This window comes from Tindallia texcoconensis, assembly GCF_055383815.1.
In genome coordinates this window covers 310,559-337,379 of sequence record NZ_AP042431.1, presented here as the reverse complement: position 1 = coordinate 337,379, position 26,821 = coordinate 310,559, and the positions used below count along the sequence as shown (strand labels likewise).

General features: G+C 38.7%; 28 protein-coding genes, 1 tRNA gene and 1 riboswitch. Of the genes, 20 read left to right on the top strand and 9 right to left on the bottom strand.

Translation table 11 applies throughout. The features are described 5' to 3' along the window. The first annotated feature begins 1 nt into the window (after position 1). From ACZ47N_RS01685 to ACZ47N_RS01630, 12 genes are all read left to right on the top strand, one after another. Positions 2-1,615 carry a sodium-dependent transporter gene (locus ACZ47N_RS01685; RefSeq protein WP_464887411.1) on the top strand — a complete coding sequence of 538 codons (1,614 nt, stop codon included), beginning with the start codon at positions 2-4 and terminating at the stop codon, positions 1,613-1,615. A gap of 284 nt (positions 1,616-1,899) precedes the next feature. Then, positions 1,900-3,213, top strand: a complete 1,314-nt coding sequence (gene hemA, locus ACZ47N_RS01680; protein WP_464887410.1) for a glutamyl-tRNA reductase — start codon at positions 1,900-1,902, stop codon at positions 3,211-3,213. After that, entirely contained in the window at positions 3,206-4,498 is a 1,293-nt protein-coding gene (gene hemL / locus ACZ47N_RS01675; RefSeq protein WP_464887409.1) for a glutamate-1-semialdehyde 2,1-aminomutase, read from the top strand. Before hemA ends, hemL begins: the two co-directional genes overlap by 8 nt. A 29-nt stretch (positions 4,499-4,527) precedes the next feature. Next, positions 4,528-4,731 (top strand): hypothetical protein, encoded by a 204-nt coding sequence (locus ACZ47N_RS01670; RefSeq protein ID WP_464887408.1) that lies wholly within the window; start codon positions 4,528-4,530, stop codon positions 4,729-4,731. A 74-nt stretch (positions 4,732-4,805) separates the two neighbouring features. Then, entirely contained in the window at positions 4,806-5,111 is a 306-nt protein-coding gene (locus ACZ47N_RS01665; RefSeq protein ID WP_464887407.1) for an STAS domain-containing protein, read from the top strand. Positions 5,112-5,242: 131 nt separating this feature from the next. Next, positions 5,243-5,983, top strand: coding sequence for a WG repeat-containing protein (locus ACZ47N_RS01660; protein ID WP_464887406.1), 741 nt, complete (start codon positions 5,243-5,245; stop codon positions 5,981-5,983). Continuing rightward, complete coding sequence (locus ACZ47N_RS01655) at positions 5,976-6,731, top strand: lytic transglycosylase domain-containing protein (RefSeq protein WP_464887405.1); 756 nt, start codon at positions 5,976-5,978, stop codon at positions 6,729-6,731. The genes ACZ47N_RS01660 and ACZ47N_RS01655 overlap by 8 nt, the downstream gene beginning before the upstream one ends. 195 nt (positions 6,732-6,926) lie before the next feature. After that, positions 6,927-7,964 (top strand): N-acetyl-gamma-glutamyl-phosphate reductase, encoded by a 1,038-nt coding sequence (gene argC, locus ACZ47N_RS01650; protein ID WP_464887404.1) that lies wholly within the window; start codon positions 6,927-6,929, stop codon positions 7,962-7,964. A gap of 30 nt (positions 7,965-7,994) precedes the next feature. Next, positions 7,995-9,236: a bifunctional glutamate N-acetyltransferase/amino-acid acetyltransferase ArgJ gene (gene argJ, locus ACZ47N_RS01645; RefSeq protein ID WP_464887403.1), complete on the top strand. Its 1,242-nt coding sequence runs from the start codon at positions 7,995-7,997 to the stop codon at positions 9,234-9,236. A gap of 14 nt (positions 9,237-9,250) precedes the next feature. Beyond that, positions 9,251-10,111, top strand: coding sequence for an acetylglutamate kinase (gene argB / locus ACZ47N_RS01640; protein ID WP_464887402.1), 861 nt, complete (start codon positions 9,251-9,253; stop codon positions 10,109-10,111). Positions 10,112-10,162: 51 nt separating this feature from the next. After that, the gene (locus ACZ47N_RS01635; RefSeq protein WP_464887401.1) at positions 10,163-11,356 is read left to right on the top strand and encodes an acetylornithine/succinylornithine family transaminase; all 1,194 of its coding nucleotides are present in this window, start codon (positions 10,163-10,165) and stop codon (positions 11,354-11,356) included. Between the two features lie 123 nt (positions 11,357-11,479). Beyond that, a complete protein-coding gene (locus tag ACZ47N_RS01630) occupies positions 11,480-11,854 on the top strand; it encodes a PilZ domain-containing protein (RefSeq protein ID WP_464887400.1) in 375 nt (124 codons plus the stop codon). Here the strand turns inward: ACZ47N_RS01630 and ACZ47N_RS01625 are convergent. Then, positions 11,851-12,588, bottom strand: a complete 738-nt coding sequence (locus ACZ47N_RS01625) for a lysophospholipid acyltransferase family protein (RefSeq protein WP_464887399.1) — start codon at positions 12,586-12,588, stop codon at positions 11,851-11,853. The genes ACZ47N_RS01630 and ACZ47N_RS01625 overlap by 4 nt on opposite strands. Before the next feature lie 107 nt (positions 12,589-12,695). Between ACZ47N_RS01625 and ACZ47N_RS01620 the strand changes: the two genes are divergently transcribed. The 6 genes from ACZ47N_RS01620 to ACZ47N_RS01595 all read left to right on the top strand — a co-directional run bounded on the left by ACZ47N_RS01620 (position 12,696) and on the right by ACZ47N_RS01595 (position 18,566). Beyond that, positions 12,696-13,523, top strand: a complete 828-nt coding sequence (locus ACZ47N_RS01620) for a carbon-nitrogen hydrolase family protein (protein WP_464887398.1) — start codon at positions 12,696-12,698, stop codon at positions 13,521-13,523. Positions 13,524-13,598: 75 nt separating this feature from the next. After that, positions 13,599-13,781: riboswitch (Lysine riboswitch) on the top strand. A 128-nt stretch (positions 13,782-13,909) separates the two neighbouring features. Further along, positions 13,910-14,911: an aspartate-semialdehyde dehydrogenase gene (locus ACZ47N_RS01615; RefSeq protein ID WP_464887397.1), complete on the top strand. Its 1,002-nt coding sequence runs from the start codon at positions 13,910-13,912 to the stop codon at positions 14,909-14,911. A 41-nt stretch (positions 14,912-14,952) separates the two neighbouring features. Further along, on the top strand, positions 14,953-15,825 hold the full coding sequence (dapA, locus tag ACZ47N_RS01610) for a 4-hydroxy-tetrahydrodipicolinate synthase (protein ID WP_464887396.1): 873 nt from the start codon (positions 14,953-14,955) through the stop codon (positions 15,823-15,825). 35 nt (positions 15,826-15,860) lie between these two features. Further along, positions 15,861-16,589, top strand: coding sequence for a 4-hydroxy-tetrahydrodipicolinate reductase (gene dapB, locus ACZ47N_RS01605; RefSeq protein WP_464887395.1), 729 nt, complete (start codon positions 15,861-15,863; stop codon positions 16,587-16,589). A gap of 30 nt (positions 16,590-16,619) precedes the next feature. Continuing rightward, entirely contained in the window at positions 16,620-17,333 is a 714-nt protein-coding gene (gene dapD, locus ACZ47N_RS01600; RefSeq protein ID WP_464887394.1) for a 2,3,4,5-tetrahydropyridine-2,6-dicarboxylate N-acetyltransferase, read from the top strand. A gap of 3 nt (positions 17,334-17,336) precedes the next feature. Next, the gene (locus ACZ47N_RS01595; RefSeq protein ID WP_464887393.1) at positions 17,337-18,566 is read left to right on the top strand and encodes an aspartate kinase; all 1,230 of its coding nucleotides are present in this window, start codon (positions 17,337-17,339) and stop codon (positions 18,564-18,566) included. A 30-nt stretch (positions 18,567-18,596) separates the two neighbouring features. Here ACZ47N_RS01595 and ACZ47N_RS01590 read toward each other — a convergent pair whose 3' ends face one another. The 6 genes from ACZ47N_RS01590 to ACZ47N_RS01565 form a co-directional block, all read right to left on the bottom strand. After that, entirely contained in the window at positions 18,597-19,700 is a 1,104-nt protein-coding gene (locus tag ACZ47N_RS01590) for an FAD-binding oxidoreductase (protein ID WP_464887392.1), read from the bottom strand. Positions 19,701-19,714: 14 nt separating this feature from the next. Further along, positions 19,715-20,302 (bottom strand): RnfABCDGE type electron transport complex subunit A, encoded by a 588-nt coding sequence (locus ACZ47N_RS01585; protein WP_464887391.1) that lies wholly within the window; start codon positions 20,300-20,302, stop codon positions 19,715-19,717. Next, the gene (locus ACZ47N_RS01580; protein ID WP_464887390.1) at positions 20,302-20,931 is read right to left on the bottom strand and encodes an NADH:ubiquinone reductase (Na(+)-transporting) subunit D; all 630 of its coding nucleotides are present in this window, start codon (positions 20,929-20,931) and stop codon (positions 20,302-20,304) included. Before ACZ47N_RS01580 ends, ACZ47N_RS01585 begins: the two co-directional genes overlap by 1 nt. Continuing rightward, the gene (locus ACZ47N_RS01575) at positions 20,924-21,541 is read right to left on the bottom strand and encodes an FMN-binding protein (protein ID WP_464887389.1); all 618 of its coding nucleotides are present in this window, start codon (positions 21,539-21,541) and stop codon (positions 20,924-20,926) included. Before ACZ47N_RS01575 ends, ACZ47N_RS01580 begins: the two co-directional genes overlap by 8 nt. Continuing rightward, positions 21,538-22,503: an RnfABCDGE type electron transport complex subunit D gene (locus tag ACZ47N_RS01570; RefSeq protein WP_464887388.1), complete on the bottom strand. Its 966-nt coding sequence runs from the start codon at positions 22,501-22,503 to the stop codon at positions 21,538-21,540. The genes ACZ47N_RS01575 and ACZ47N_RS01570 overlap by 4 nt, the downstream gene beginning before the upstream one ends. A 159-nt stretch (positions 22,504-22,662) precedes the next feature. Then, a tRNA-Val gene (locus ACZ47N_RS01565) sits at positions 22,663-22,738 on the bottom strand. A gap of 268 nt (positions 22,739-23,006) precedes the next feature. Between ACZ47N_RS01565 and ACZ47N_RS01560 the strand changes: the two genes are divergently transcribed. Further along, positions 23,007-23,654, top strand: a complete 648-nt coding sequence (locus tag ACZ47N_RS01560) for a hypothetical protein (RefSeq protein ID WP_464887387.1) — start codon at positions 23,007-23,009, stop codon at positions 23,652-23,654. Here ACZ47N_RS01560 and ACZ47N_RS01555 read toward each other — a convergent pair. Both ACZ47N_RS01555 and ACZ47N_RS01550 read right to left on the bottom strand, forming a co-directional pair. Further along, positions 23,639-24,892, bottom strand: a complete 1,254-nt coding sequence (locus ACZ47N_RS01555) for a [Fe-Fe] hydrogenase large subunit C-terminal domain-containing protein (RefSeq protein WP_464887386.1) — start codon at positions 24,890-24,892, stop codon at positions 23,639-23,641. The two genes, ACZ47N_RS01560 and ACZ47N_RS01555, sit on opposite strands and share 16 nt — an antisense overlap. A 30-nt stretch (positions 24,893-24,922) precedes the next feature. After that, entirely contained in the window at positions 24,923-25,729 is an 807-nt protein-coding gene (locus ACZ47N_RS01550; protein WP_464887385.1) for an NAD(+)/NADH kinase, read from the bottom strand. A 157-nt stretch (positions 25,730-25,886) separates the two neighbouring features. Between ACZ47N_RS01550 and ACZ47N_RS01545 the strand changes: the two genes are divergently transcribed. Beyond that, positions 25,887-26,813, top strand: a complete 927-nt coding sequence (locus tag ACZ47N_RS01545) for an RluA family pseudouridine synthase (RefSeq protein ID WP_464887384.1) — start codon at positions 25,887-25,889, stop codon at positions 26,811-26,813. The last annotated feature ends 8 nt before the right edge of the window (positions 26,814-26,821 follow it).

Below are 26,821 nucleotides of genomic sequence, written 5' to 3'. Positions count from 1 at the left end.
TATGATAAAATCGGAAAAAGCATATTCCCTTAGATACGGATATGGGATATTGTTACAAATAAAACAAAGGGGTTTTTTGATGAAGAAAAATGAAACACAGTTTCAATCCAGATTTGGTTTTATTGCAGCAGCCATAGGAATGGCAGTGGGAACTGGTAATATGTGGCGGTTTCCAAGAGTTGCTGCAGCAAATGGTGGAGGTGCATTTTTGATTGCGCTTACGGTAGCCATGTTTGTGTATGCAATCCCATTATTATTGGCAGAGATGTCCATTGCACGTAAAACGCGCCTGGGAACTGTAGGTGCTATGAGGGATTTTATGGGTCGAAAATTCACCTGGATTGGTGGATGGTTGGCTTTGGTGGCTATGGGTGTTATGTTTTACTACTCTGTAGTTGCGGGGTGGACGTTAAAATACTTAGTTCTATCAGTCCAAGGCACCTTTGCACAACCAGATATTACACCGGAACTGACTCAAAGTATCTGGGAAGGGTTTTTGTCGTCTCCGATACAAACTATCTTTTTTCATGGGGTAGCCATGTTCTTTGGAGCTATTGTTATCTATAAAGGGGTAACTTCTGGGATTGAAAAAGTAACAAAAATCATGGTTCCGACATTATTTGTTTTAATAACTCTTGTGGCTATTAGAGGAGTAACTTTGCCAGGCGCAGCTGCAGGACTTGAATTCTTGTTTACACCAAATTTAGAGTACCTACTTCGATCCCAAACCTGGCTGGAAGCATTTACACAGGCAGCTTGGTCAACGGGAGCCGGTTGGGCATTAATTATGACTTATGCGGTGTACACAAAAGAAAAAGAAGATCTTTCTCTAAACTGCTTTATTGTTGGTTTTGGAGATGTGCTAGTGGGTCTTATTGCTTCAACCGCAATCTTGCCAACGGTGTATTCTCTTTCGCCAAGCGTTGAAGTGGCAGAAGCAGCGATGGCATCGGGAAATAATGGCCTAATATTTGTGTACTTATCGGCTTTGTTTGGAAATATGCCAGGTGGAACCATGGTGGCAATTGTCTTTTTTGCTGCACTTGCTTTTGCTGCACTATCGTCCTTGTTATCTATGATTGAAGTAGGGGTGCTTAATCTTCAGGATGCTGGATGGGATCGGGGTAAAGCTACCTTGTTTGTCTGTGTAGCAGGGTTTTTTGTAGGGATTCCTTCGGCTTACAGCATTCATTTTTTGGATAATCAGGATTTTGTATGGGGAGTAGGCCTTCTGATCAGTGGTCTTTTGATTTCTATTGCAGTGATGAAATATGGTGTAGAAAAAGTACGGCAAGAAGATATCAACCATGAACATAGTGATATGTACATTGGTAAGTGGTGGTCTTTTATGATACGAATTTTCCCGCTGATCTTTTTTGTCATCTTTGGATGGTGGACATGGCAAGCCATTGGATGGTATCCGGGAGAATGGTGGAAGCCCTTTGAAGAAGCTTCACCAGGAACCATGGCGTTTCAATGGGGTATAGGGGTTATGATCATGATTTTCTTAAATGATTGGATGGCAGATCGGATAAAACTAGGAAAAATGAATACTGGAGATAGAATCAGTAAAGCTACTGAGAATACAAAGTCTTCGACTGAAGGAGGGGTCTAATGACAACTGGTGCTATCCTATTTATGCTATTAATTTTCGGATTTTATGCTGGAGGATTTGTTCTCTTTTTGATGAAAGCCTTGAAAAGTGAAAAAATAGAATCTTAGAACAAGGTGAACATTGTAAAACGGCTGTTGAGTAGCAATAGCCGTTTTTTTTTATGGCGTAGTTATTAGGGAGAATCCTCCTTTTTTTCTTGCCTTGTCGAAATCTGTGTTTTTTGATATGATTAATTAGATATACTTATGTTTGATACCTCAGCCGAATGAGAAGGGATGAGCCTTATGAATATTGGCATCTACGGGATGCATTATAAAAGTACTCCGGTTGAAGTGAGAGAAAGAGCTGCTTTCAGACCTTCTGAACTCGAGTCCGCCTATCATAAAATACTTGCACTAGATGGAATTAGAAATTGTGTGATTTTTTCAACCTGTAATCGAAGTCAAGTGATTTACGAAGCCGATGAAGGGGTAGATGGAAAAAAGAGGTTAGATTACTTTTATCATGATTTTTTTGGCATTGAACAAGAAACTATCCAAAAATACTGTTGTCATGAAGATCGTTGCATTCAGCAATTTTTTCGCATGTGTTGTGGTTTAGACTCTCTAGTACTTGGGGAAGATCAAATACTAGGTCAAATTAAAGAAGCTTATCATACGGCTAGAGAATTTGGTGCAACAGGAAAAGTACTTAACAAGTTATTTCAGTGTGGAATTACCTTAGGAAAAAAAGTTAAAAACGAAACTGCTATTTCAGAGAATCCTTTATCAATCGCTTCTATCGCAGTTAAACAAGGAGAAAAAATATTTAGCTCTTTGGAAAACATAAATGTCCTGGTTTTAGGGCGTGGAGAGATGAGTCGATCAGCGATCCGTCATTTAATGGACTCACATATACAACACGTTTATATTGCAACGAGAAGTGAATTGTTGACAGGAATTTGTGCCCAAGATCCATCGAGGATGACAAGGGTTCCTTTTGATGACAGATACGAGATAACAGGCAAAGTCGACTGGGTCATAAGCGCTACCTCTGCTCCGCATATAGTAGTGGAAAAAACTCAATTTATGTTACATCATCAAGAAGGTAAAAGGATTATTATGACAGATCTTGCGATCCCAAGGGATATTGATCCAAGCATTAGCGAATTAAACGGTGTACAGGTATATGATTTAGATCAACTAGAAGAAGTTGCTAGAGATAGTATGAAGCAAAGAAATGGAAAGCTGAAAATGATTCATAGGAGGATCGAAGACAAAGAAAAAGAATTTCTGGATTGGCATCGCTGTTTACCAGTATACCCGCGTATTCAAGCCATACAACAGTACTCAAGGGAAATGACCAATACAGAAATACAGGATTTGTTTAGAAAAATGCCTCATCTGTCTCAAAAAGATCAGCAAAACATTGAGTCTTTTGTATACAGTTTGGTAAAAAAAATGTGGAGAACTCCAATTCACCAATTAAAACAAGTTGGACTGGAAGGAAAGGGAGAAGAAGCAGGCGAATTATTGGATCGTCTCTTAGATTGTGACTGCATAAATTTAGTGGATGCATACGAGGAAGAGGAAAGAGAGGAGAAACAATCATATGAATAACGAAAACTCACGAGCAATGTACGAAAGAGCTCTTACATTGATTCCAGGAGGTGTTAATAGTCCGGTTAGGTCTTTTGCTTCCGTTGATCGGGATCCGGTGTTTATTCAACATGGTAAAGGTGCTACTGTTACGGATGTAGACGGCAATACCTATTTAGATTATGTGTTATCCTGGGGACCGATGATTTTAGGCCATGCAGATCCAGATGTGATTCGCGCCCTTGAAAAAGCGCTTCAAAATGGAACTAGTTTTGGAGCACCTACAGAGTTGGAAAACATGTTAGCGTCTATGATTGTGGATAATGTCTCGTCTATTGAACGCATTAGAATGGTAAATTCTGGAACAGAAGCGGTTATGACTGCACTTAGACTTGCAAGAGCCTTTACGGGGAGATCTAAGATTTTGAAGTTTAGTGGGAATTACCATGGACATTCAGATGGCCTTTTAGTACAAGCTGGATCCGGAGTGTTAACACAAGGAATTCCTGGAAGTCCAGGCGTTCCAGAAAGTGTAGTGGAAAATACCATTACGGCTCCTTACAATGATGAAGAGGCGGTTCGTAATCTTTTTAGAAAGCATGGACATGAAATTGCAGCGGTAGTTGCGGAACCTGTAGCAGGGAATATGGGGGTAGTTCCCATGACCATGGAGTTTGCACAGGCTCTTCGTGAAATCACAGAAGAGTACGAAAGTCTGCTTATCTTAGACGAGGTGATGACAGGCTTTAGATTGGCTTTTGAAGGGGCTCAAAGTCTTTATAATGTAAAACCAGACTTAACTTGCTATAGTAAGATAATAGGAGGAGGGCTTCCTGTAGGAGCCTTTGGTGGTCGATATGATGTGATGAAGATGATGGCGCCTAAAGGACCTGTGTATCAAGCGGGTACACTTTCGGGGAATCCGTTGGCGATGACAGCTGGATATTATACGTTAGAAAAACTTCTCAATAATGGATATATTTATCAGCAACTTGATCGACAAACCATGAAATTGGAACGTGGGTTGCGTACGCTGATACAGGAATATGATGTAAAAGCGACCATCAATCGAGTGGGTTCCATGCTGAGTTTGTTTTTTTCAGATGAACAGGTGACGAATCACGAAAGTGCTTTGAAATCGGATACAGGAATGTACGGACATTTTTTTAGAGAAATGTTGGAAAGAGGTATTTATTTGCCACCATCACAGTTTGAAGCTTGGTTTTTATCCGTGTGTCACGATGATCAGGTCATTGATCAAACCCTGGAAGCAGCGAAAGAATCTTTTGAAGCAATTTTTAAATAATGTATCTAAAGAGGAATCGGAGGTGTTGAATGGTGAAAGTAAGAGAAGTACTTTTAGAAAGGGATCGGTTAAAAAACAATCTGTATGCCATTAAGCGTTCCATTGTTTTAAGCGAAATCTATTTAAAAGATGAAGAAGTCATTGAAAACCTAATGGAGATGAAAGTGGAGTTAGAGCAAGCGATGGATGAGTTAACCAAAAGTCTCGAAACCATAGAAGATATGGAGATGTAAAGTAAAAGTGATGTGAACTTTAGGTGGCAGAAAGCGTAAAAATGGCATAGGATCCGTTGAAAGGAGCAGTTTTATTGCAACATACGGTAGAAGGAGGAAAGATTACATTTATTCTTGAATATAACCCAACGGCATTAAATATAAATTACTATCTGCAGCATATGTATCAAATCGTGGATTCTAAGGAAGAATATCGTGAAGTTGTTATTGGGTTGGATCAAGTAGAGTATATTGATTCTACGGGAGTGACTTTTTTAATAGGTCTTTATCGATATTTGCAGAAGAATGATAAATCCATGCGTGTTATTAATGCTCGTAAGGAAATTGTTGAATTATTTGAGATTGTGAATCTGAAAGATTTGTTTCATGTAAATCAATGAAAAAAGCCTCAGCCTGCCACATTGGTAGGCTGAGGCTTTTTTATGCACTCAATCCCAAAGATAATTCGATATATTTGTTGATTTTGGATATATATAGAGTAAAACCATCTTTAAGAAAGGGGAAAGACACCATGGATGAAGAAAAAAAATCAAAAATTCCAACCTTTGATTTAGCGAAGGAATTGACAAAAAAGCAGGCTATGATCATGATTATAAGTGTCATAATGATTAGTTTGATGATAACGACAGTATTACTTTGGATCGTATTTGGCGGTAGCGGGGAAATACTTGATCAAGATTCCAGCGAATCAGAAGAACAACAAGAGAAAGACCAGTTTGATGTATCGGAGGAATCTGAAGATGGAGATGAAAGCTCCCTTCGATTACCAGTGAGGATTAATGATCTCTGGGGATACGTGGATGAGCATGGAGAATTACTCATTGAAGCTATTTATGAAGAAGCAGACATCTTTAATGAGGACAAAGCTGCTGTACGATTTCAAGGGAATACTGGATTTATCGATAGAAATGGCACTTGGGTCATTGCACCATCATTTGAACACGCTTTTCCATTTCATGATGGAAGAGCTGCGGTAAGGATAGATGGATTATGGGGATTTGTGGATAGAGAAGGTAGTTTGATCATTGAAACGATCTATGAAGATGTGCGTAGTTTTTCAGAGGAGAGGGCGGCTGTCAAGCAAAATGATTTGTGGGGCTATATTGATACCATCGGGGATATGATTGTGAGTCCGCAATTTAAAAGAGCCTGGAATCATTATGAGGGAGTAGCACAGGTAGAAACGGAAATGGGAACAGGGTATATCGATAAGGAAGGGTCGTGGATTTGGAATCCTAGATGGTATGAGTAATTCTATCAGAGGATTGATCTTGTGGGGTCTTCTATCTGCTGTAGGGATATTGGTAATGATCTTTTATATTCCGTTGGTTCTTAAGGATGATTTAGAGCAAAAAGAGCTGGTGGATTCCTCAAGAAGGCAAGCATTATTATTGCATCACAGTGTTGCTAACCCTATGGAAGAACGCCAATCTGATTATCTTCGAAATGTATATCATCCTGGTTTTCATCCAGAACATTTGCTAACTGCTGAAGAGCATCGATTGTTGCATTTTATTCAACAAGAAACTGGTATGAGTCATGAAGAAGTGTGGACACTAATGAGACATTGTGACAATAAAGGACTATCACTGTGGCTGGTGATTGGACTGATTCATGTGGAAACGGGAGGAAGATTTGAAAATGATCTTGTAGGAAAAGATCAAGATCGCGGTTATATGCAAATCACTCCCATAACAGAAAAGCATTTATTTCAAGAGTACGGTGAGTTGTGGACATTTTCCTATAATCCAGCAGATATTTTTGAACCTTGGTATAACTTAACTTTAGGAACTAAATACTTACAATATATTATGGAGAGGGTCATAGAAGAAGAAGGTGAAATGAGTTGGCATAGAGTTTTGGGAGAGTACAACCGTGGACCAGTGGGACTGCGACGCCACTACCAATGGAAGAATACGTATAAAACAGTCTATTCAGAGAGAATATTACAGAGAAAAGAAGAATGGATAGATAAATACGAAAGCATAAATATACATTGATATTTATAAGCAAAGTACAATAGCTAATAATAAACGTAAAAATGAAAATTTAAATAATGAAACAATGATTATAGTTATTATTGATTTGCATAATTAAGCAGTTTCCGTTATAATGGAACAAATTATTTGCATATACGCCCAAAAACAGGCACATTGATTGTAATTAGTATTTTGTTGGACAGAAGGAGGGAGAGAATGTTAAAAGCAGGAGTGATGGGAGCCACTGGATATACAGGAGCAGAGCTTGTACGATTGCTAGAAGATCATCCAGAAGTTGAATTAACCTTTGTGGATTCAAGAAGTTATGAAGGAATGCTGTTAAGCGATGTGTATCCAAATTTAAGAAAAAAAGTGGATAAAAGATGTCGCTCTGTTGAGGTAGAAGACGTTCCAAAGGATACGGATGTTGTTTTTTGTGCATTGCCCCATAGGGTGAGTCAAGAAAAAGTGATTCCTTTAATGAATGCTGGTTTTAGAATTGTGGACTTTTCAGCTGATTTTCGTATTCGAAATGGCAAAACCTATGAAAAATGGTACCAGATAGAGCATATGGATCATAAAGCCTTAAAGAAAGCTGTATATGGATTGCCTGAATGGTACGTCGATGAGATCCGAAACGCAAATTTAGTAGCGAATCCTGGATGTTTTCCAACAAGTGTTTTATTGCCCCTGTTACCATTAATCAAAGAAAAAATGGTAGCGGTTAAGACGATTATTATTGATTCTAAAACTGGCGTATCGGGGGCAGGTAGAAGCCCCTCTGGAGTCAATGTTTTTTCGCAGGTTAACGAAAATGTAAAAGCTTATAATATTGGAGGACATCGGCATACTCCAGAAATAGAACAGGAAATATCGCTAGCGGCGGAAAAAGATCTGAAAGTCCTTTTTACACCGCATTTGGTTCCGATGGATAGAGGTATTTTATCTACCATCGTTCTTCCTAGTGATAAATTGACTCACAAAGAAATAAAACAATGCTACGAACAATATTATGGAGATAAGCCCTTTATACGAATTTTAGAAGAGGGAGTGCTTCCAGAAACGAAAGCAGTTAGAGGATCCAATTATTGTGATGTTGGATTTAAATGGGAGTCAAGAAGTGGGAATCTTGTTATTGTGTCGGCGATTGATAATTTGCTTAAAGGTTCATCTAGTCAAGCTGTTCAAAATATGAATTTAATGTTTAATTTAAATGAAGCTGCAGGAATTCAATCAATGTCTATGTGGCCATAAAGAAGCAAACTTTCAAAGGAGTGAAATGAATTGGCAGAAGAAAAATTTCCTGGAAAGGAACTCATCAACGGAACCATAACAGCCCCTAAGGGCTTTGTGGCAAGTGCTGTAAATACAGGGGTTAAAGAGGACGGACAGTTAGATTTATCCATTATACTCAGTGAAAAGCAAGCAAAGGCAGCTGGGGTCTTCACACAAAATATCGCAATGGCAGCACCGGTGATTCTTAGTAAAGAAGTGATTAAGAATCACCGGTTAAGAGGAATTGTTGTTAATAGTGGAAATGCCAATGCATGCACTGGAAGTCGCGGAATGGAAGACGCAAGAAAGATTCAAGAGACAGCGGCAAAATCCCTTGGAATTGCTGCAGAAGAGTTAGCGGTGGCATCTACAGGTGTTATAGGAATACCTTTACCAATGCAGCATATTTTAAAGGGAATTCCAGAAGCTGTTGACAAGCTTGGAAAAGAAGGTGGTAAAGAAGCGGCAGAAGGAATTAAGACCACGGATACTACGAATAAAGAAATAGCAGTAGAAATTGGAATAGATGATAAAATCGTTAGGATTGCAGGCATGGCAAAAGGTTCTGGAATGATTCATCCTAATATGGCGACCATGCTAGGTTTTATCACAACAGATGCGGATGTGGAGTCGCAATTTCTTCAAAAAACACTAGAAGAAGTAACGGAAAGCACTTTTAATATGATTAGTGTAGATGGGGACACTAGCACCAATGATTCGGTGTTCCTGCTGGCTAATGGAATGGCAAACAATCAAGAAATCCATGAGCTTCATCCAGATAAAGAGATTTTTAAGCTGGCATTGCAGCAGGTGAGCGAGTATTTAGCAAAATCTATTGTTCGAGATGGAGAAGGTGCTTCGAAATTTATTGAAGCAGAAGCTAGTGGTTTTCCAACGGTAAAGGATGCTAGAAAAGCAGCTAGAACCGTTCTTAGCTCTAATCTAGTTAAGACAGCTATTTTTGGTGGAGATGGTAACTGGGGAAGGATGATCTGTAGTCTTGGTTACTCAGGGGCAGCATTCTCTATGGATAAGATAGCATTAACCCTTGGGAATGGATCTGGTGAAAGGATAAAAGTCTTAGAAAAAGGGCTTCCTCTCGAATATGATGAAGTAAGTGTAGAGAATTTGCTGGATGATAAGAATATTTATATCCTTATTGAAGCCAACAATGGACCTGCTTCGGCGAAAAGTTGGGGTTGTGATTTAACCTATGACTATGTAAAAATAAATGGTTCATATCGGAGCTAGGGGAGGCAGTTGGAATGAAAGAGAATAAGACCGTAGAATTTAGTCCAGACGCATTGCTTCGTAGCCTTCCTTATATTAGGGAGTATCATAAACAAATAATCTTAATAAAATATGGCGGAAATGCTATGGTTAACGAAGTTTTAAAAGAGCAGGTTATTAAAGATATTGTTTTTATGAAGTATGTAGGGATGCGCCCAGTGGTAATGCATGGAGGGGGTCCTGAAATTACTAAGATGCTAGAAATCATGGGGAAAAAGACGGAATTTGTCAATGGATTACGTGTAACGGATGAAGAAACCATGAGTATTACTGAAATGGTTTTAACAGGGAAAATTGCGAAAGAATTAGTAGCAATGATAAGTGCCTATGGAATTAAATCCATTGGCATTAGCGGTCAAGATGGTGGGCTTATAGTATCTAAACAAAAAGATCCAAAACTGGGTTTCGTTGGTGATATCAAAAATATTAATCCAGAACTGATTTACGATTTATTAGAAAAAGATTATATACCAGTTATATCCTCTATTGGATGCGATGAAAAAGGCCATCGCTATAATATAAACGCAGATGAAGCTGCCGGTAAAATGGCCGTGGCACTCCATGCATCCATGCAGATCATGTTGACCGATATTGAAGGCGTTATGAAAGAGGATAAAAACGGAATAGAAGTAATTCCAGAGTTAAGTATTGAAGATATTGATCGATATATTGACCAGGGAGTTATTACAGGAGGCATGATTCCGAAAGTAAAATGTTGCTTAGAATCCATTAGGGATGGGGTTAAAAAAGTTCATATTATTGATGGAAGAAAAAGCCATTCTTTGTTATTTCAGGTGTTTTCTGACAATAGCAGCGGAACCGTGATCAGGAAATAATATAAATTGAATAGAAATAGATGGGATTAAAATACAGGAGGATTAAGCGTCATGATGAAAAATGATTTTATTGCTGCCAGTGAAAAACTATTTATGAATACCTACAAACGTGTACCGGTTGTATTTGTAGAAGGAAAAAATTGTCGGTTGGTAGATTCGGAAGGGAAAAAATATTTGGACATGGTAGGTGGACTAGCGGCTTCTGGAATGGGCCATTCGCCAGATTATTTAGTGGAAGCCATTCACAAACAGGCAGAAAAGGTATTGCATGTGACAAATTACTATTGGAATGAACCACAGTACGAACTAGCAAAACTATTGGTGGAAAACTCTTTTGCAGATAAAGTGTTTTTTTGCAATAGTGGAGCTGAGGCCAATGAAGCGGCAATAAAGCTGGCTAGAAAATATGGGTATAAAAACTTTGACAGTCCTAAAAGTGAGATAATTACGGTCAGCGAGTCCTTTCATGGGAGAACCTTGGGAACCTTATCAGCAACGGCGAACGAAAACTATCGGGTAGGATATAAACCCCTTCCAGGCGGTTTTAAACAAGTACCATTTAACGATGTGAAAGCCCTGGAAGAATCGATCACAGAAAACAGTTGTGCCATTATGTTTGAACCGTTACAAGGAGAAGGAGGATTGACACCAGTAACACAGGAGTATGTTGATAAAGTCCAAGAGTTGGCTAAAAAATATAATATATTGATTATCCTTGATGAGATTCAATGTGGATTCGGTAGAACTGGTACTATGTTTGCCTATGAGCAATACAATATAAAACCAGATATTATGTCTTTGGCTAAAACTATGGCAGGAGGCTTTCCTATAGGTGCCATAGTAGCAACGGATAGGGTTGCTGAAGCATGGCAGCCTGGAGATCATGGAACGACATTTGGTGGAAATCCTTTAGCTTGTGCAGCTGGAGTGGCAACTGTACAGGAAATTATTAGTCAGAAAATTCCAGAAAAAGTTGAGAAAGATGGTGCTTACTTACGTGAGCAGCTAGAAGCACTAATGGAAAAATATACGTTTGTCACTAAGCTTAAGGGAAAAGGGTTGATGATCGGTTTGGAGCTTTCTTTTTCAGGGAATCTAGTGGTAGAGAAAGCTTTTGAAAAGGGATTGATAATCAATTGTACAGCTGGGAATATCCTGAGGTTTCTTCCTCCTATGATTATTTCTAGAGATGAAATAGATGAATTTATTAAGATTCTAGATGATACTTTTAGTGAAATGAAATAGAAAAACCTCCTCCTTTGTGAGGAGGTTTTTCTGTAATAAACGATAAAATGCTTACAAGAGGGGGTATAAAGAAAGTGTAACGGTAGTATGGTCTGTAGAATTCAAACTAGGGAGTGATAAATTGTGGATGAAAAGCGTCAAGTAACCCGTATTGAATTTCATATTAAAGGGACCATTAAAGGGAAAAGCAAGGAAATTTCTGGAGAAGTTAGTGACTTAAGTTTAAAAGGTCTTTTTTTACAGGTGGACCAATCGACAGATGAATTTTCATTACAAGAGGAAGTATCCATTGAGATCGACTTATCAGATCCTTCCTTGGATGTTTATATCCAAGGAGATGGAAAAATTGTGCGGATAGAGGAACATGGCCTAGGGGTTCATTTAGAGCATATAGACATAGATTCTTTTACTCATTTAAAGAATATTATTTCTTACAATGTCGGCGATCATGACAAGGTGATGGATGAATTCATTGATACGATGGTGGATAAAAATTAATCAATTGATAAGAGTTTACTGCCACCTACCTCTTGGTTGATGGATGAAAAAACATCTGCTAGCAATTGACTAGTGGATGACTCTATTACCTGATCTTCATCAATTAATGGAAGGATTTTGACTTGGACCTTAGCAGGTCTAATGCGATTGTTTGTCTCAAAAATATCACAGGTGCCCTGAATGGCCACCGGCAAGATAGGGACCTGTGCTTTTTGTGCTAATTTCAGGCTACCTGGCTTAAAAGCGGACATTTGATTTTGTTTACTTCGTGTTCCTTCTGGGAAAATAACCATGGATTGGCCATTTTTTAAATTTTTTTGTGCCTGTTGTATGGCTTTCAAAGACTGGCGAAGGTCTTTACGATCAATGAAACTGCATTCGATGAGATGCATCCACTTTGAAATAACGGGCACTTTTCCAAGTTCTTTTTTTGCAACAAATCCCATAGGAAGAGGGATGGTGCTCACTAGGAGAGGGATATCAAAATAGCTTTGATGATTACTAACGATTAGGACAGGTCCTTGGGTCGGAATGTTTTCGGTGCCAGTGATGTGGATTGTGCTACCAGACTTATTGAGGATTCGCGTAGACCATTTCTGACCTACTTGTTGGGTTAACGTTCGTTTTTTTATAATTTCTCCTTGTTTATTCAATTTTTCAGCTCGTTTTGCTATTAAAATGATGTACAATAGATATAGAAGAAAATCTATCGTCCAGTAGATAGTTCGAAGCATAGGATACGTCCTTTCTTTATTTAAAATGATGATACCATCATTTTATCACAAAGCAGTCGTTGGACAAAGTTTATTAAATTGAAAAAAGGAAAGAGGAGGATCGGTTTATGAAATCCTATAGGCTGTCCATCTGTCAGATGAAAGTACTGGATAAAAAAGAAGAGAACTTGTATAAGGCAGAAAAAATGATTCGGAAAGCTGTTTCCGTTGAAAAAGCAGATATGGTTGTCTTGCCAGAAATTTTTAATTCGCCTTATAACACAGAAACAATGGTAAGGATGGCAGAAGAAGATGGTGGTATAACGACGAACATGCTATCATCTTTGGCTAAGGAACTTGAAATCTATTTGATAGGGGGATCGATTGCTGAAAGAGAAGATACTGCAGTATATAACACCTCATATAGTTATAACCCTAAAGGAGAATGTATTGGAAAACATAGAAAGATTCATTTGTTTGATGTAGACATAGAAGATGGTATTCGATTTGTCGAATCAGAAGCTTTAATGGCCGGAAACGAAATCACTGTTTTTAATACAGAATTTGGAAAAGTGGGTGTAGCGATTTGTTTTGATATGAGATTTCCAGAACTTATCAGACTAATGGCTTTACAAGGAGCTGAAATCATTATTGTTCCAGCAGCCTTCAATACCATTACTGGACCAGCACACTGGCACGAAACGATTAAGATGAGGGCAATTGATAACCAAGTATTTTTTGTTGCAGCATCACCAGCTAGAAATGAAGAGTCGACCTATCATGCTTATGGCTACTCTACTGTATGTGATCCCTGGGGGACTGTGCTGAAAAGCGGAAAGGAAAAAGAAGCAATTATATCAGCAGACATTTATCCAGAAAAAATACTGGCGATACGACAGCAATTACCGCTTTTGAAGCTTAGAAGGCATGATTTGTATGAAGTGGTGAAAAAATAGAATCCCTAAATGATCTTGACAGCACTTTTTGAGGTATGATATCATAATTCATAGTATTTCAAAAAATTCATTATATTTATCGATAGAGGTTGCGCTGAGAATCATTAGAGGTCAGGTGAAAAGAGGGAAGCACTCGATACTGATAGTCGAAAGGTCTAAGCGCCGAAGTTTCTGGTATTGCTATCATTTCAGAGACTGGGGGTAATTGCGAAGAGCGTTGCCACTGTCATGGTAAGCCCATGGAGTGCTATTGAAAGACAAAGCCATTTATGATACATTGGAGAAAATACTTCGGAATGGTTTTTGTTTTTTATGTACGTGCAACTCCCGGGATCCTTTGCCGGGAGTTTTTCTGTAAAATGATCAATAATTAGGAGGAATCAGGAATGGGACTTCATATTGGCGTTGTAGGAGCTACTGGAGCTGTAGGTAGAAAGATATTGGAAGTGTTAGAGGAAAGAGATATTGAGATTGAGCGTTTACGTTGCTTTGCTTCAGAAAGAACTGCTGGAGAAAAACTAAACTGGAAGGATCGGTCTATTACCATCGAATTGTTGACAGAAGAAGCTATGCAGCAAGCCTTTGATTATCTTTTGTTTTCCGCAGGTGGGGATATTTCAAAAAAATATGCGCCCATTGCTCGAGATGCAGGGAATACGATTATCGATAATTCATCCCAGTGGAGAATGACGGAGGGTGTGCCGCTGGTTGTGCCAGAGGTAAATGGACATATTCTGCGAAATTACAAGGGTATTATTGCGAATCCAAATTGTTCTACCATTCAAATGGTCGTAGCCTTAGCGCCGCTGCATCGAATTTACAATATGAAGCGTATTGTTGTTTCTACGTATCAAGCCGTATCGGGAAGCGGTCAAAAAGCCATTCTGGAATTGGAAAACCAGATGAAAGACAGAGAGTATCCTTTTCAAGTATATCCTAAAAGGATTGCAGCTAATTGCTTGCCTCATATCGATGTTTTTCAGGAAAATGGCTTTACGAAGGAAGAGTTGAAAATGGTGTATGAAACGCAAAAAATTCTTAATGATGACGACATACAGATAAATGCAACGACGGTTCGTGTCCCGGTTTTTTATGGCCACAGCGAATCTATTACCGTGACCTTTGAAACCGCACCACGTTTATTGGAAGTCAGGGAATTGCTGAAAAATGGAGAAGGAATTATGCTGATGGATAATCCGGATGCCTTGGAATATCCGACGCCTATAGAAGCAGCATCTACAGACCATGTCTATGTAGGACGAATTAGAAAAGATCTTTACGATCCTTGCACGTTATCTATGTGGATTGTAGCGGATAATTTGCGTAAAGGTGCGGCTACAAATGCGGTTCAAATTCTAGAAAAAATGGAAATGTTAAAGGATCAATAGAGGCATAACGTAAGATTTAAAGATGAAGGAGGAAAACAAACATGTTTAAAGGAACTGGAACAGCCATTATAACGCCTTTTTCTCAAGGGAAGGTAGATCTTCATGGATACCGAAACTTGATTGATTTTCAGATTGATAATGATTGCCAGTGTTTAATTGTACTGGGGACAACTGGTGAAGCTTCTACTTTAACCAAAGATGAAAAGAGGCAGGTGATTGAAACGGCTGTAGATCATGTGAAAGGTAGAATACCCATTGTAGTAGGAACGGGTAGTAATAATACAGCAAATGCTATTGAGAACACAAAAGAAGCAGAAGTATTAGGAGCTGACGGAGCCCTTGTAGTAACGCCTTATTACAACAAGGCAACACAGAATGGATTAGTAATGCATTTTGAGGCAGTTGCTAAAAGTACAAAGTTACCGATTATCTTATATAATGTTCCTGGAAGAACTGGAGTAAACATTGAATCTTATACGGTGGCCAAGCTTTCGAAAGTGGATAATATTATTGGTATTAAGGAAGCATGTGGCAATATATCCCAAGTGTTGGAGATTAAACGGTTGGTTCCAGATGAATTTAAGATTTACTCTGGAAATGATGACAATATACTACCGATTTATTCTGTTGGCGGACATGGTGTCATTTCTGTCATGGCAAATGTGATTCCCAAAGAAACTCAGGCTATGTGTAAAGCTTTCGAGGATAGAGATATATCAAAAGCTATTGAACTTCAAGTAAAATATAAAAAATTATTCAATTTGTTATTTATGGAAGTGAATCCAATTCCAGTAAAAGCAGCAGTATCTTTCATGGGTATGGTAGGAAATGAGTTGCGATTACCACTGACACCTATGGAGACTGCTAATCAGCTTGAACTGAAGGAAGAAATGAAAAACTTAGGAATAGTTTAATCATAATTGTTGCCTTTAGGAAAGGGTGTGAAAAGATGAACCTATTAGTATGGGGAAAAACTGGTAAAATGGGAAAAATGATTATGGATATGGCGAGGGAAGATCCATTTTGGAATCAAATACAGGGAATTAGCTCACATGAGGATTGTGACAGTGATCTATTAATACCGGATGTGGTCATTGATTTTTCTCATCCAACAGCATTAGATCAGGTGTTAGCCTATGCGGATAAAAGAAAAATTTCGTTGGTAATTGGAACCACCGGATATACAGAAGAAGAGTTGAATAAAATTAAACAAGCGTCAAAGGCTTTGCCGCTGGTTTATGCAACGAATATGTCTCTAGGTATGAACCTTATGTTTTCTATGGTAGAAAAAGTGGCGGCGGTATTGAAAGATTCTGTGGATATAGAAGTGATGGAAGCACATCATAATCGCAAAAAAGATGCACCATCTGGTAGCGCTAGAACCATTGTAGAGGCAATTGAAAAAGGGTTGGGTGAAAAACGTAATCATGTTCATGGGAGAGAGGGTCAATGTCCAAGGAATACAGGGGAAATTGGTATCCATAGCATACGTGGTGGGAGTATCGTTGGACGGCATGAAGCAAGTTTTATACATGAACTGGAAAGTCTTACTTTGGTTCATGATGCACATAATCCGTCTGTTTTTGCAAAAGGAGCATTGGAAGCAGCCAAGTTTGCTTTGAAAGCAAAAGCGGGGTTGTATGATATGAAAGATGTCTTGGGGATAGAAGAATCATAAGTCCGATAAAACACACTGGAGGTAAGTGAAATGGAAGCAAAAGAAATCATTGCATATATTCAAAAAAGCGAAAAAAAAACACCTGTAAAGGTATATGTCAAAGGGAACCTAAAGGATATAGATTGGAGTGATTTTCCTGGTAAAAGTTTTATCAGTGGAGAAACAGCTGTGCTCTTTGGAGACTGGAAACCTGTAGAATCTTTTTTAGAGCAACATAGTTCTAACTTAGAAGACCAAGTGGTGGAATGGGATCGAAATATGTCAGGTATTCCTTTAATGGATTATAAAGGGATACCTGCTCGTATCGAACCAGGAGCATTCATTAGAGAAAAAGTAGAAATTCATAAAAATGCAATTATCATGATGGGTGCGGTTATTAATATTGGCGCAATTATTGGTGAAGGGACCATGATTGATATGAATGCAGTGATAGGTGGAAGAGGCATCGTAGGGAAAAACTGTCATATAGGAGCAGGTGCTGTGATTGCAGGAGTGGTAGAACCTGCATCTGCAACACCAGTAGTGATTGAAGATGGTGTTCTGATTGGTGCGAATGCAGTAATTTTAGAAGGAGTTCGAGTAGGAACTAACTCAACAATTGCAGCAGGAGCTATCGTAACAGAAGATGTACCTCCAAATGTTGTTGTTGCTGGAATGCCAGCTAAAGTATTGAAAAAATCTGATGATAAAACGAGGTCTAAAACAGGTATAGTAGATGCATTAAGACAGTTAAATGAGGAATAGACAATGAGCATTGTCGTACAAAAATATGGCGGAACTTCCGTGGGAACACCCGAAAAAATAATGGAAGTGGCAAAAAAGGTAATTCAGAAAAAGAAGGAAGGCCATCAAGTAGTGGTAATTGTTTCGGCTATGGGAAAATCGACTGATCACTTGACTGAATTAGCTAAAAAAGTATCTCAGAATCCAAATGCTAGAGAAATGGATGTGTTATTAACAACAGGAGAACAAGTATCTATTTCACTTTTGTCCATGGCTTTATGGGAGCAAGGAACGTCAGCCATTTCATTTACAGGAGGACAGCTAAACATTCGGACCACCTCTATTCATCAGAAAGCAAGAATTCTTGATATTGATGTGAGTAAAATTCATCAAGAGCTGGCAAAAGATAAAATTGTAGTAGTGGCAGGTTTTCAGGGGGTAGGAAAAGATCAAGCACTGACTACCTTAGGTAGAGGTGGAAGTGACACCTCTGCCGTTGCTCTGGCGGCGAAGTTGCAAGCATCTTGTGAAATTTATACGGATGTGGATGGGATCTATACAATGGATCCCAAAAAACTTAAGAATGCTAAGAAACTGGAGTCCATCGCTTCGGAAGAAATGATGGAAATGGCTAGTCTTGGTGCTGGTGTGCTTCACCACCGGTCGGTAGAATTGGCCCATAAATTTCGTGTTCCTCTGTATATTGCGTCGGCTTTTGATTCGGTTTCTGGAACGAAAATTGTGAATGGAGGCAGCAAAGAAATGGAAGAGAGTGTCGTTACAGGGATGACTTCTAGCCATTCGGATATTCAGGTTACGTTGATGTATCTGCCGGCTAACATGAATAGTTTACGCCGAATTTTCTCTGAAATGGCTGAACAGGAAGTGAATGTAGATATGATTTCTCAAATGACAGCTAGTAAAAATAGAATGCATGTAAGCTTTACTGTTCCGAGAGAGGACTCGGATGTAGCAAGAGGAATGATGGAGTCTTGGAAAAAAGAAGATGATGTTATTCAATGGGAAGTGAACGAAAATATTGTTAAAATGGCTATTGTAGGCTTAGGGATGAGGTCTCATTCTGGTGTTGCGGGAAAAGTTTTTGATTTACTGGCATCGAATCAAATTGAAATAAAAATGGTTACTACATCAGAGATTAATCTTTCTTGGGTGATTGATGCAAAAGATGAGCAAAAAGCCATACAAGCAATAGGAGAAGGATTTAATTTAGCGGATACAGAGATAGTGTTATAGACAATGCCCCTTTGAGAAAAGGGGCATCTTTTATCCAAATTCATCGTAGAAAATCACATCATCTGTTAATCCTTTTTCTTTGAGCTTTTTAACGGCTGAGTCAATCATTACTGGGCTGCCGCAAAGATACACTTCTTTGTTTTTTGCATCATGAAGGTACTTTTCGATAGAATCTGTGACTCGTCCTCGGTCTCCAGTCCATGGATCATCATCACTGAGTCTGGATAATACTGGCTTGTAGGAGAAGTTAGGAATTGATTTTTCAAAAGCCTGCATTTCATCTGCTAAAATCAAATCTTTTTCTGTTTTAGCACCAAAGAAAAAAGTTGTCTTGCGTTGGATACCCTCTTCTTTCAGCTGATAGAGGATGCTTCGTATTGGGGCGAGTCCTGTACCTACGGCGATGAGGATAATTTCAGCATTGCTATCTTTTTTTAGATAGAAATCGCCAAAGGGCCCATTGAACGAAATTTTATCGTTTTCGCTCAAAAATTGGTGAACATATGTTGTGACCAGGCCCTCTTCTACATAACCAATAATTAGCTCAATATTCTCTTTATTAGAAGCAGAAGATGCTAGTGAATAAGCTCGAAAGACTTCTTCTGGATTTCCAGGGTAAGGTGGAGCTAATAATTGTACATACTGACCTGGCTTGAAATTAATTTCTTGACCATCGGTAATTCGAATGCGTAAAAACCTAATAGTATTTGTTAATTCTTTAATTGTATCAACGACAGCCTCGTATTTTTTAGCCGTAAGAAGATCTTCAGGGATGCTAAGGTCCATGTTGGATTTAACTTTTACCTGACAGGATAATCGGACATTGTGTTTTTTATCTTCTTCCGTAAGAAAAGACGTTTCTGTTGGAAGAACAGGACCTGCACCATGGTTCACACTGCATTTGCAAAGTCCACAGGTACCTTTTCCACCGCAGGCTGAAGGCAAGAAAAGCTCCTGTTCATTTAGTGTACTTAGAAGTGTACTTCCGCCTTCTACAATGAATTCTTTTTCATTATTAATGGTAATAGAGCATTGGCCATAGTTTGCAATATACTGGTTGGCAAGTGTTAGCAATAAAGCTAAAGTTCCAGAAATACAGCTCATGATCCCTACGGTGATGATGATTTGCGTCATGTTTCAAGCCTCCTTTACTGTACATTGGCGATGCCTGAAAATCCGATAAAGGCTAAAGCCATTAAGCCGATGATAATGAGTGTAATACCTGCACCCTCAAGCCCTTTTGGAACAGGTGCGTTTTTGATTTTTTGGCGAATTCCTGCTAAGGCTACAATAGCTAGAGTCCACCCAACGCCAGATCCAAGTCCGAAAAATGCAGATTGTATCAAATTATAGTCTCGGATGACCATGAATAAAGATACACCGAGAATGGCACAATTCACAGTAATCAGTGGAAGAAATATTCCTAAGGAATAATACAATGTTGGAACATACCGTTCTACAATCATCTCAACTAATTGTACAAAGGCAGCGATTAAGATAATGAAAACAATAAAACGAAGATACTCTAGATCGTATGGAATTAATATGAGGTGGTAAATTAAGTAGTTAAGGATAGAGGTTCCAGTCAAAACGAATGTTACAGCTTGACCAAGACCCCATGCTGTTTTTATTTCTTTTGAAACTGCAATAAAAGAGCACATTCCAAGAAAGTTAGCTAGAATCATATTGTTGGTGAAAATAGATGCCATTAAAATGACCATTGGATTAATGTCCATTACTTAGCACCTCCTGTTGCGGGTTTGTTTCCATCTTTATCTGGAATATAAGTATTAGCAATCCAAATGAGAATTCCTAACATAAAGAAGGCACCAGGGGGCATAATCATAAAGACCCAATTGGTCCATCCTTCACCAAGTATGTTGATGCCGAATAATGAACCAAAGCCCAATAATTCACGAAAAAAAGCGATGAATAGCAATACACCACTGTATCCAACCCCAGAAGCAATGCCATCAATAAAGGAGGTTAAAGGCGGGTTGTTTTGTGCAAAAACTTCACATCGGCCCATGATAATGCAATTTGTTATAATGAGCCCAACGTAAGGACCTAAGGCGTCACTCATGCTGGGCCAATAGGCTTTTAGCACAATGTCTACAATAATTACATAAGCTGAAATAATAAGGGTTTGTACCATCATTCGAATATGTTTTGGCGTGAATTTTCGGATAATGGAAACAGTGAGGCTGGAAAATGAAGCAACAAAGATTAGGCCAATCCCCATAACCATTGAATTGATCATTAGGTTGGTAACCGCAAGTGCAGAGCAAATACCTAAAATTTGGCGAAAAACGGGATTGTCTTTAAAGACACCGAGAGAAAATATGTTTTTAATTTTTCTAATCATGCTTTAAAGCCTCCCGAGTTTCTGACATGAATTCTTGCAAATTGTTATTAAATATATCGCGTACAGCATTTGAAGTACCAGTAGCTCCAGAAATAGCATCAACTTGTGCTTTGGGATCAGGGGTATATACAAGGAACTTTTCTGACTCGTCAGGATCGATTTCTATTCCTCTGAATTGTTCCTTAAAGGATTCTTCATCAATACGGGCTCCTAGGCCTGGTGTTTCGTTATGAGATAGAAATTCAATGCCCAACACTTCTTTGAAATCCGTTGAAAGAGAGACTAACCCTCTTAGTTCACCCCAAACTGCGCTTCCTGAAATAGGAATAATATAGGCCATGAGCTGATTATTATGATCATACCCTTCAAAAATCTTTTTTCCATTGACTTCAATTTCTTTGACATGTGTTTCATATACCATGTTAACGTGTTCAGCATTTCGATTTTCTGGCATTTTATCTAAGACATAAAGAAATGAAAGTTGGTCGGAAAGCTGTTCGTTTAACTCAATTCTCTCGATGGTAACAGCGTTAATACTAGCTAAGACAGAGGTATAAATTACCGTAACGACTATCATGAATAGAATTGGTTTAAAACTGAACTTTTTCATGCGTTCACCTTCTTTCGAGAAGCTTGGTAGGCTTTTACGCCTTCGTCCATAATCGGAACAAAGGTATTCATAATGAGGACAGAAAAAGCTGCACCTTCAATAAAGATTCCGAAATGACGGATAGTGACGGTGATAATGCCAATTAAAAAGCCGTAGGCCCATTTGGCTGGAATGGTCTTTGGGGCTGTAATAGGATCGGATACAAAGTAGATAGAAGTAAAAAGAAATCCACCAGTAAAAAAGCCATATAAAGGATTTGGCACGTTCTCTATGCTGGACATAAAAAGAATACTGTGCATCGTTAAAAATCCAGTTAAAGATGCAAATATAGGCCTCCAATCAGTGATTTTTCGACTAAGAAGAAATAAACCGCCTATTAGAATGAGGATGGCACTTGTTTCTCCCAAGGAGCCAGAAGTATAGCCCCACAATACTTCGCTTGATGATAGCATTTCACCGGAAGAGCGGAAGGCTGGCATGGGAGTTGATTCCGATACGGTATCAAGAACTGGTGTTATGTATTTTGCAAATCCACCAGGAAACGAAGTGGCAGCATGATTCCAAGAAGCAGTTAGGTATTCGGGAAAAGAGACATATAGAAACATTCGTCCTACCAGTGCTGGATTAAATACATTCCGACCGAAGCCACCAAAAGCTTCTTTAGCAAAGAGGATTCCAAAGACGATTCCTACAATAGCTACCCAATAAGGGGTTGCTACTGGAAGAGAAAGAGTGAAAAGCACACTGGTTACCAAAACAGCTTCTGTAATTTTACCTCCTCTTTTTTGTGTGAAAATATATTCTGTAGCGGTGCCGGCAGCAATTACAACTACCATCAATGCTAGAACCCTTAATCCAAAAAGATAGACAGCTCCAAGGGTTAGTGGAATCAGACTGATTAAAACACTTCGCATGATGGGTTGACGCTGAAAAAATACCGACCATTTGCTTTGTGCGACCATATGCATGACCTCCATGTTTTTAAAATCTGTAATTCTTTTACCCGATATTGGAAGTAATAAAACAAAGGAATTTATTTATAGGTAAAAAGTTAAGAGGATGGAAAAGAAGTGTATAAAAAAACTGAGTATCCATTAGATACCCAGTTTTTTTATATGATATGGTGGGGAATGAGGGACTTGAACCCACGGCTTTATCCACGTCAAGGATATACTCTACCAGCTGAGTTAATTCCCCAATTCAGCATAGTATTATTTTACCATACTTTATGCTATGTTGTAAATATACTATGTGTAATTATACCTAGTATTTAAGAATGGATGCTACAAGTTTGTTTCCTGGTATAATCGTTATTCACCTTATAGGATGATTGAAAAGATTCTTTGAAAAAGGAATGTGGGCAAGGTAAGGATCGATGATAGAGACATAATATGATATAATAATTGAATTGAACTTGCTACTTTAAAACAGTTTCCAATAAAAGCTAGTCTTGGAGTGTGGAATGATGATAGTACAAAAAAATAATGGAATAAGGCTCAAATATTCAAAGAGAGACCTGAGAGAAAGAGTCGATGGCTTTAGGGGAATAATAGAAAAATACAAGTATTACGAAGAGCGGATTGATGAAGAACTGTTTTTTTATCCCAAAGGGCTTCATGGACCGACCCATATTCAGCGGGTTTTAATGCTTAGTCTTTTTATCAGTCGGCTTTGTCGGTTGTCGGAAAGACAGGAAGATATACTCTTGTTTTGCAGTATGTATCATGATATAGGGCGTCATCATGATGGTGTAGATCCATGGCATGGAGCAGCTAGTGTTGATAAAATGAAAAAGATCAAAAGGAAAATACCTTTATTATCAATACCAGAACAAGAGATTGCTACGGTGATTATCCAACATCATTCCATAGAGGATGCACATGCCCTTAAAGAGCATGAAAAACTTCAAAAAATATGGGATCCAGACGCTTATCAGCAATTGCAGCGACTGTTTCCATTATTCAAAGATGCAGATAATTTAGATCGTGTTCGGATAAACGATTTAGATGAACGTTATCTTCGGCGAGAAGAAAGCATACGGCTTTCTTCATTAGCTAAGGAGATGTTTCTTTATCATCAAAAGCAATCTGATTTAACTTATTTTTTAAAATAAGTTTTTTTGATCAGTACGACACAATCTTCTATGGTTGCACGTTGTTGAACAATATCTTCAGCAAATGCACGGCAAGATGGCGCACCGCAAGCTCCACAATCGATATCCGGAAGCTGCTTAAGTGTATCTTCCACTTGTTCTAGCTTTATAAGTGCTTTGGATAAGTCTTTATCCAATTTTGTGGAATGGAGAGGATGAATTGGTTTGGTGAAAAGAAATTTCTCTGCTTTGACACTGGGTTTATCAACGATGACATCTTGAAAATTTCGAGAGATCACTCGAATACGACTTTGAGCAATATACGGGTTCTCTACATTAAGACTTCCACCAACACATCCATTAATGCATGCTTGGCATTCGAGAAACTTAAGGTGACGCATTTTTCCATATTCTATTTCCTCTAATACGTTGATTACATTGTCGATTCCGTCTACAGCCATGTATTCGTCAATGCCAATTGCGGCAGCTTGACCTCCAATCCGTGACCAATTGATGCCAGCTGAAGAAGGGTATACTTTTTGGTTAGAAAACCTCTTTCCTTTGTCCCATTTTAGTACGCGGTTAACATTGCCAAAGACACGGTGAATCGGCAATGACATGCTGACGTTTGTTTGGTTGGTGCCGAGTGGGTTCATAAAACTCATGATGCGAGCTGGACAGGGGGTTGTATAATAAACACCGATTTCTTTGGCCTTAAGCCCATACTTGCGCATGGCTTCTTCTCGAGCCAAGTAGGCTGCAATTTCCACTGGTGAGTCAATAGGAAGAATGTGATGGATTAATTCTGGAAAACGCAGTTGAATTAATCGGATGATTGCTGGACAAGAGGAAGAAATAACAGGTGTTTTTTTCTGTAGCTGTAAATATTTTTGTGTAAACCCAGTGACAATGTCAGCTCCTTTAGATACTTCGAATACTTCTGTACAGCCAATGCTCTTGATAGCCGAAAGAATAGATTGTGGAGGAATTTCTGTTTCGAATTGACTGTAAAGAATAGGATCTACGAGTGAAACTTTGAGAGCGTAATTAGAAACACCACGATATCCCTTGATGACACCATAAAAAGCGTTATATGGACACGCAGATATACACGCGCCGCAATTGATGCATTTTTCATGCATAATACTTGCTTTTTCGTTTGTAACACGAATGGCTTCCGTAGGACAACGTTTGATGCAATTGGTGCATCCGATACATTTATCTGGATTTAAATTGATGGGATGATAGTTGGAAGGCATATGAAATTCTCCTTATTTCCTTTGAAATGGCTACAGAAACTTGGTGATAACTTTGTTCCAAAAATCATGTTGATTTAGTCTTAGCATTCGGATAGGTCTACATCCTAGAGAGATGCTTATTTGTTTAAACCAAGTTAGTGGCTGTTCGATACCATCTGCTGAGATTAAAACATAGCTTTCGGGCTCTCTTTCTGGCATGATATATATATGAGCACTGGGTGGAAAGATAACACTAGAGGTGAAACAACGATAAACATTGGTGTTGATTGGTGCTAGGGGCGTAATTTGAAGGACTTCCAGGCTTGGGTCTACAATACTTCCTCCAGCAGAATAACTGTAGGCGGTGCTTCCGGTAGAAGTCGATACTAAGATTCCATCACCACTAAAGGTTTGGATAAGTTGACCGTTTACGGTGATTTTAAGGTGGATTGGTTTACAACGATTGCTTTTGACGACGACTTCGTTGATTCCATGGAGGGTATAAGATCCTTTTTCGGAATGAATTTCTGCTTTCAAGGGATTCATATCTTCTAGGATATACTCGCATGATCGTAGTCGTTCTAAGAGAAAGTCAATCTGATCTGGCTTAATCTCAGAAAAAAAACCTAGATGGCCAGTATTGATAGAAACGACGGGAATAGTTGGAAATGATAAATCATGCATGGTTTTTAAAAAGGATCCGTCACCACCAATGCAGATGATTAAATCGGTGGTAGAATCTAGCTGACTGGTCCAAGTGAAACCGTGTATTTTTAGTTTTTTCTTTAGTAAGGTTTCTGTCTCCAGGGAGAGGGGGATTGAATTGCTTAAAACACAGATGTTGTTAATGGAAGACATGATAGTTTCCTCCCTATTTCTATTAAAGAATATAATCCTATTTGTTTATCATAACCATACACATATAAGAAATAAAAGTCAAACATGATTTGATGATCCTGTTAAAGATTTAGTTGATCTCTATAATAAAACCCAGATTAGAAAGGTATGTGAAGAAATGATATATAAGAAAGAACAAAAATACAATCAGATTCTCTACCATGTAGATTTAGAATCTGCAGGAAAAACAATCAAATCAGTGCTGCGAAAACAATGGGGTGTTTCAGGACGGCTTATGACACGAATTAAGAAAGAGAAAGGGATAACGGTCAATGGAAGATGGGCACCTTTCCATCAAGTACTGCAAGAATTCGATGAGCTAAGGTTGAATATGATGGAAGAAAGTTGTGAGTTTGAAGCAGAGTCTATACCTATAACCGTTTTATACGAGGATTTTGATGTGCTGGTTGTCAACAAGCCTCCAAATATGCTGACGCATCCGACGGTGAATATTAGAAAAGGGACTTTGGCGAATGCGGTTATGCATTATATGCATAATGCTGGAGAGTGTTATAAAATTAGGTTTGTTAATCGGTTAGATATGGATACTTCTGGAGCAATGATTCTTGCAAAAAATGCGTTTGCTCATCAACAGCTAGCGGAACAGTTAAGTTCAACCATGAAAAAGGAATACCTTGTGTTTGTTCTAGGGAGAGTCAAAGACATGAAAAAGAGCATAAAGGCCCCAATCTATAGGCCAGAAATCATCCCCGAGGGAGAGCCCCCCAGAAGAATTGTAGATGATCGCGGAAAAATGGCAGTCAGTCACCTTGAAAGACTAGAGATGTTTCCTGAAGCGTCCCTGTTAAGAGTGAAAATTGATACGGGGCGCACTCACCAAATTCGAGTCCATATGCAATATTTAGGTCATCCAGTTATTGGAGATGTGTTTTATGAACCTAATCAACCCCAGCGGATTCATCGTCAGGCTTTGCATGCGGAGGCCATTACCTTTACACAGCCTAGGACGGATGAAAAAATTACTTGTCGCGCAGAACTGCCTGAAGACTTGAGTGAGTTAAGAACACATTTAAGGATAGAGTGATTTTAATA

Bases quoted from the DNA above. Each gene is read 5' to 3' on its own strand.
- ACZ47N_RS01585 (WP_464887391.1), bottom strand. From the start codon at position 20,302: ATGGACATTAATCCAATGGTCATTTTAATGGCATCTATTTTCACCAAC.
- hemL (WP_464887409.1), top strand. From the start codon at position 3,206: ATGAATAACGAAAACTCACGAGCAATGTACGAAAGAGCTCTTACATTG.
- argC (WP_464887404.1), top strand. From the start codon at position 6,927: ATGTTAAAAGCAGGAGTGATGGGAGCCACTGGATATACAGGAGCAGAG.
- ACZ47N_RS01685 (WP_464887411.1), top strand. From the start codon at position 2: ATGATAAAATCGGAAAAAGCATATTCCCTTAGATACGGATATGGGATA.
- argB (WP_464887402.1), top strand. From the start codon at position 9,251: ATGAAAGAGAATAAGACCGTAGAATTTAGTCCAGACGCATTGCTTCGT.
- ACZ47N_RS01560 (WP_464887387.1), top strand. From the start codon at position 23,007: ATGATAGTACAAAAAAATAATGGAATAAGGCTCAAATATTCAAAGAGA.
- ACZ47N_RS01660 (WP_464887406.1), top strand. From the start codon at position 5,243: ATGGATGAAGAAAAAAAATCAAAAATTCCAACCTTTGATTTAGCGAAG.
- ACZ47N_RS01625 (WP_464887399.1), bottom strand. From the start codon at position 12,588: ATGCTTCGAACTATCTACTGGACGATAGATTTTCTTCTATATCTATTG.
- ACZ47N_RS01615 (WP_464887397.1), top strand. From the start codon at position 13,910: ATGGGACTTCATATTGGCGTTGTAGGAGCTACTGGAGCTGTAGGTAGA.
- ACZ47N_RS01620 (WP_464887398.1), top strand. From the start codon at position 12,696: ATGAAATCCTATAGGCTGTCCATCTGTCAGATGAAAGTACTGGATAAA.
- dapB (WP_464887395.1), top strand. From the start codon at position 15,861: ATGAACCTATTAGTATGGGGAAAAACTGGTAAAATGGGAAAAATGATT.
- ACZ47N_RS01575 (WP_464887389.1), bottom strand. From the start codon at position 21,541: ATGAAAAAGTTCAGTTTTAAACCAATTCTATTCATGATAGTCGTTACG.
- ACZ47N_RS01580 (WP_464887390.1), bottom strand. From the start codon at position 20,931: ATGATTAGAAAAATTAAAAACATATTTTCTCTCGGTGTCTTTAAAGAC.
- ACZ47N_RS01570 (WP_464887388.1), bottom strand. From the start codon at position 22,503: ATGGTCGCACAAAGCAAATGGTCGGTATTTTTTCAGCGTCAACCCATC.
- ACZ47N_RS01670 (WP_464887408.1), top strand. From the start codon at position 4,528: ATGGTGAAAGTAAGAGAAGTACTTTTAGAAAGGGATCGGTTAAAAAAC.
- dapD (WP_464887394.1), top strand. From the start codon at position 16,620: ATGGAAGCAAAAGAAATCATTGCATATATTCAAAAAAGCGAAAAAAAA.
- ACZ47N_RS01595 (WP_464887393.1), top strand. From the start codon at position 17,337: ATGAGCATTGTCGTACAAAAATATGGCGGAACTTCCGTGGGAACACCC.
- ACZ47N_RS01555 (WP_464887386.1), bottom strand. From the start codon at position 24,892: ATGCCTTCCAACTATCATCCCATCAATTTAAATCCAGATAAATGTATC.
- ACZ47N_RS01635 (WP_464887401.1), top strand. From the start codon at position 10,163: ATGATGAAAAATGATTTTATTGCTGCCAGTGAAAAACTATTTATGAAT.
- ACZ47N_RS01590 (WP_464887392.1), bottom strand. From the start codon at position 19,700: ATGACGCAAATCATCATCACCGTAGGGATCATGAGCTGTATTTCTGGA.
- hemA (WP_464887410.1), top strand. From the start codon at position 1,900: ATGAATATTGGCATCTACGGGATGCATTATAAAAGTACTCCGGTTGAA.
- ACZ47N_RS01550 (WP_464887385.1), bottom strand. From the start codon at position 25,729: ATGTCTTCCATTAACAACATCTGTGTTTTAAGCAATTCAATCCCCCTC.
- ACZ47N_RS01655 (WP_464887405.1), top strand. From the start codon at position 5,976: ATGAGTAATTCTATCAGAGGATTGATCTTGTGGGGTCTTCTATCTGCT.
- ACZ47N_RS01545 (WP_464887384.1), top strand. From the start codon at position 25,887: ATGATATATAAGAAAGAACAAAAATACAATCAGATTCTCTACCATGTA.
- dapA (WP_464887396.1), top strand. From the start codon at position 14,953: ATGTTTAAAGGAACTGGAACAGCCATTATAACGCCTTTTTCTCAAGGG.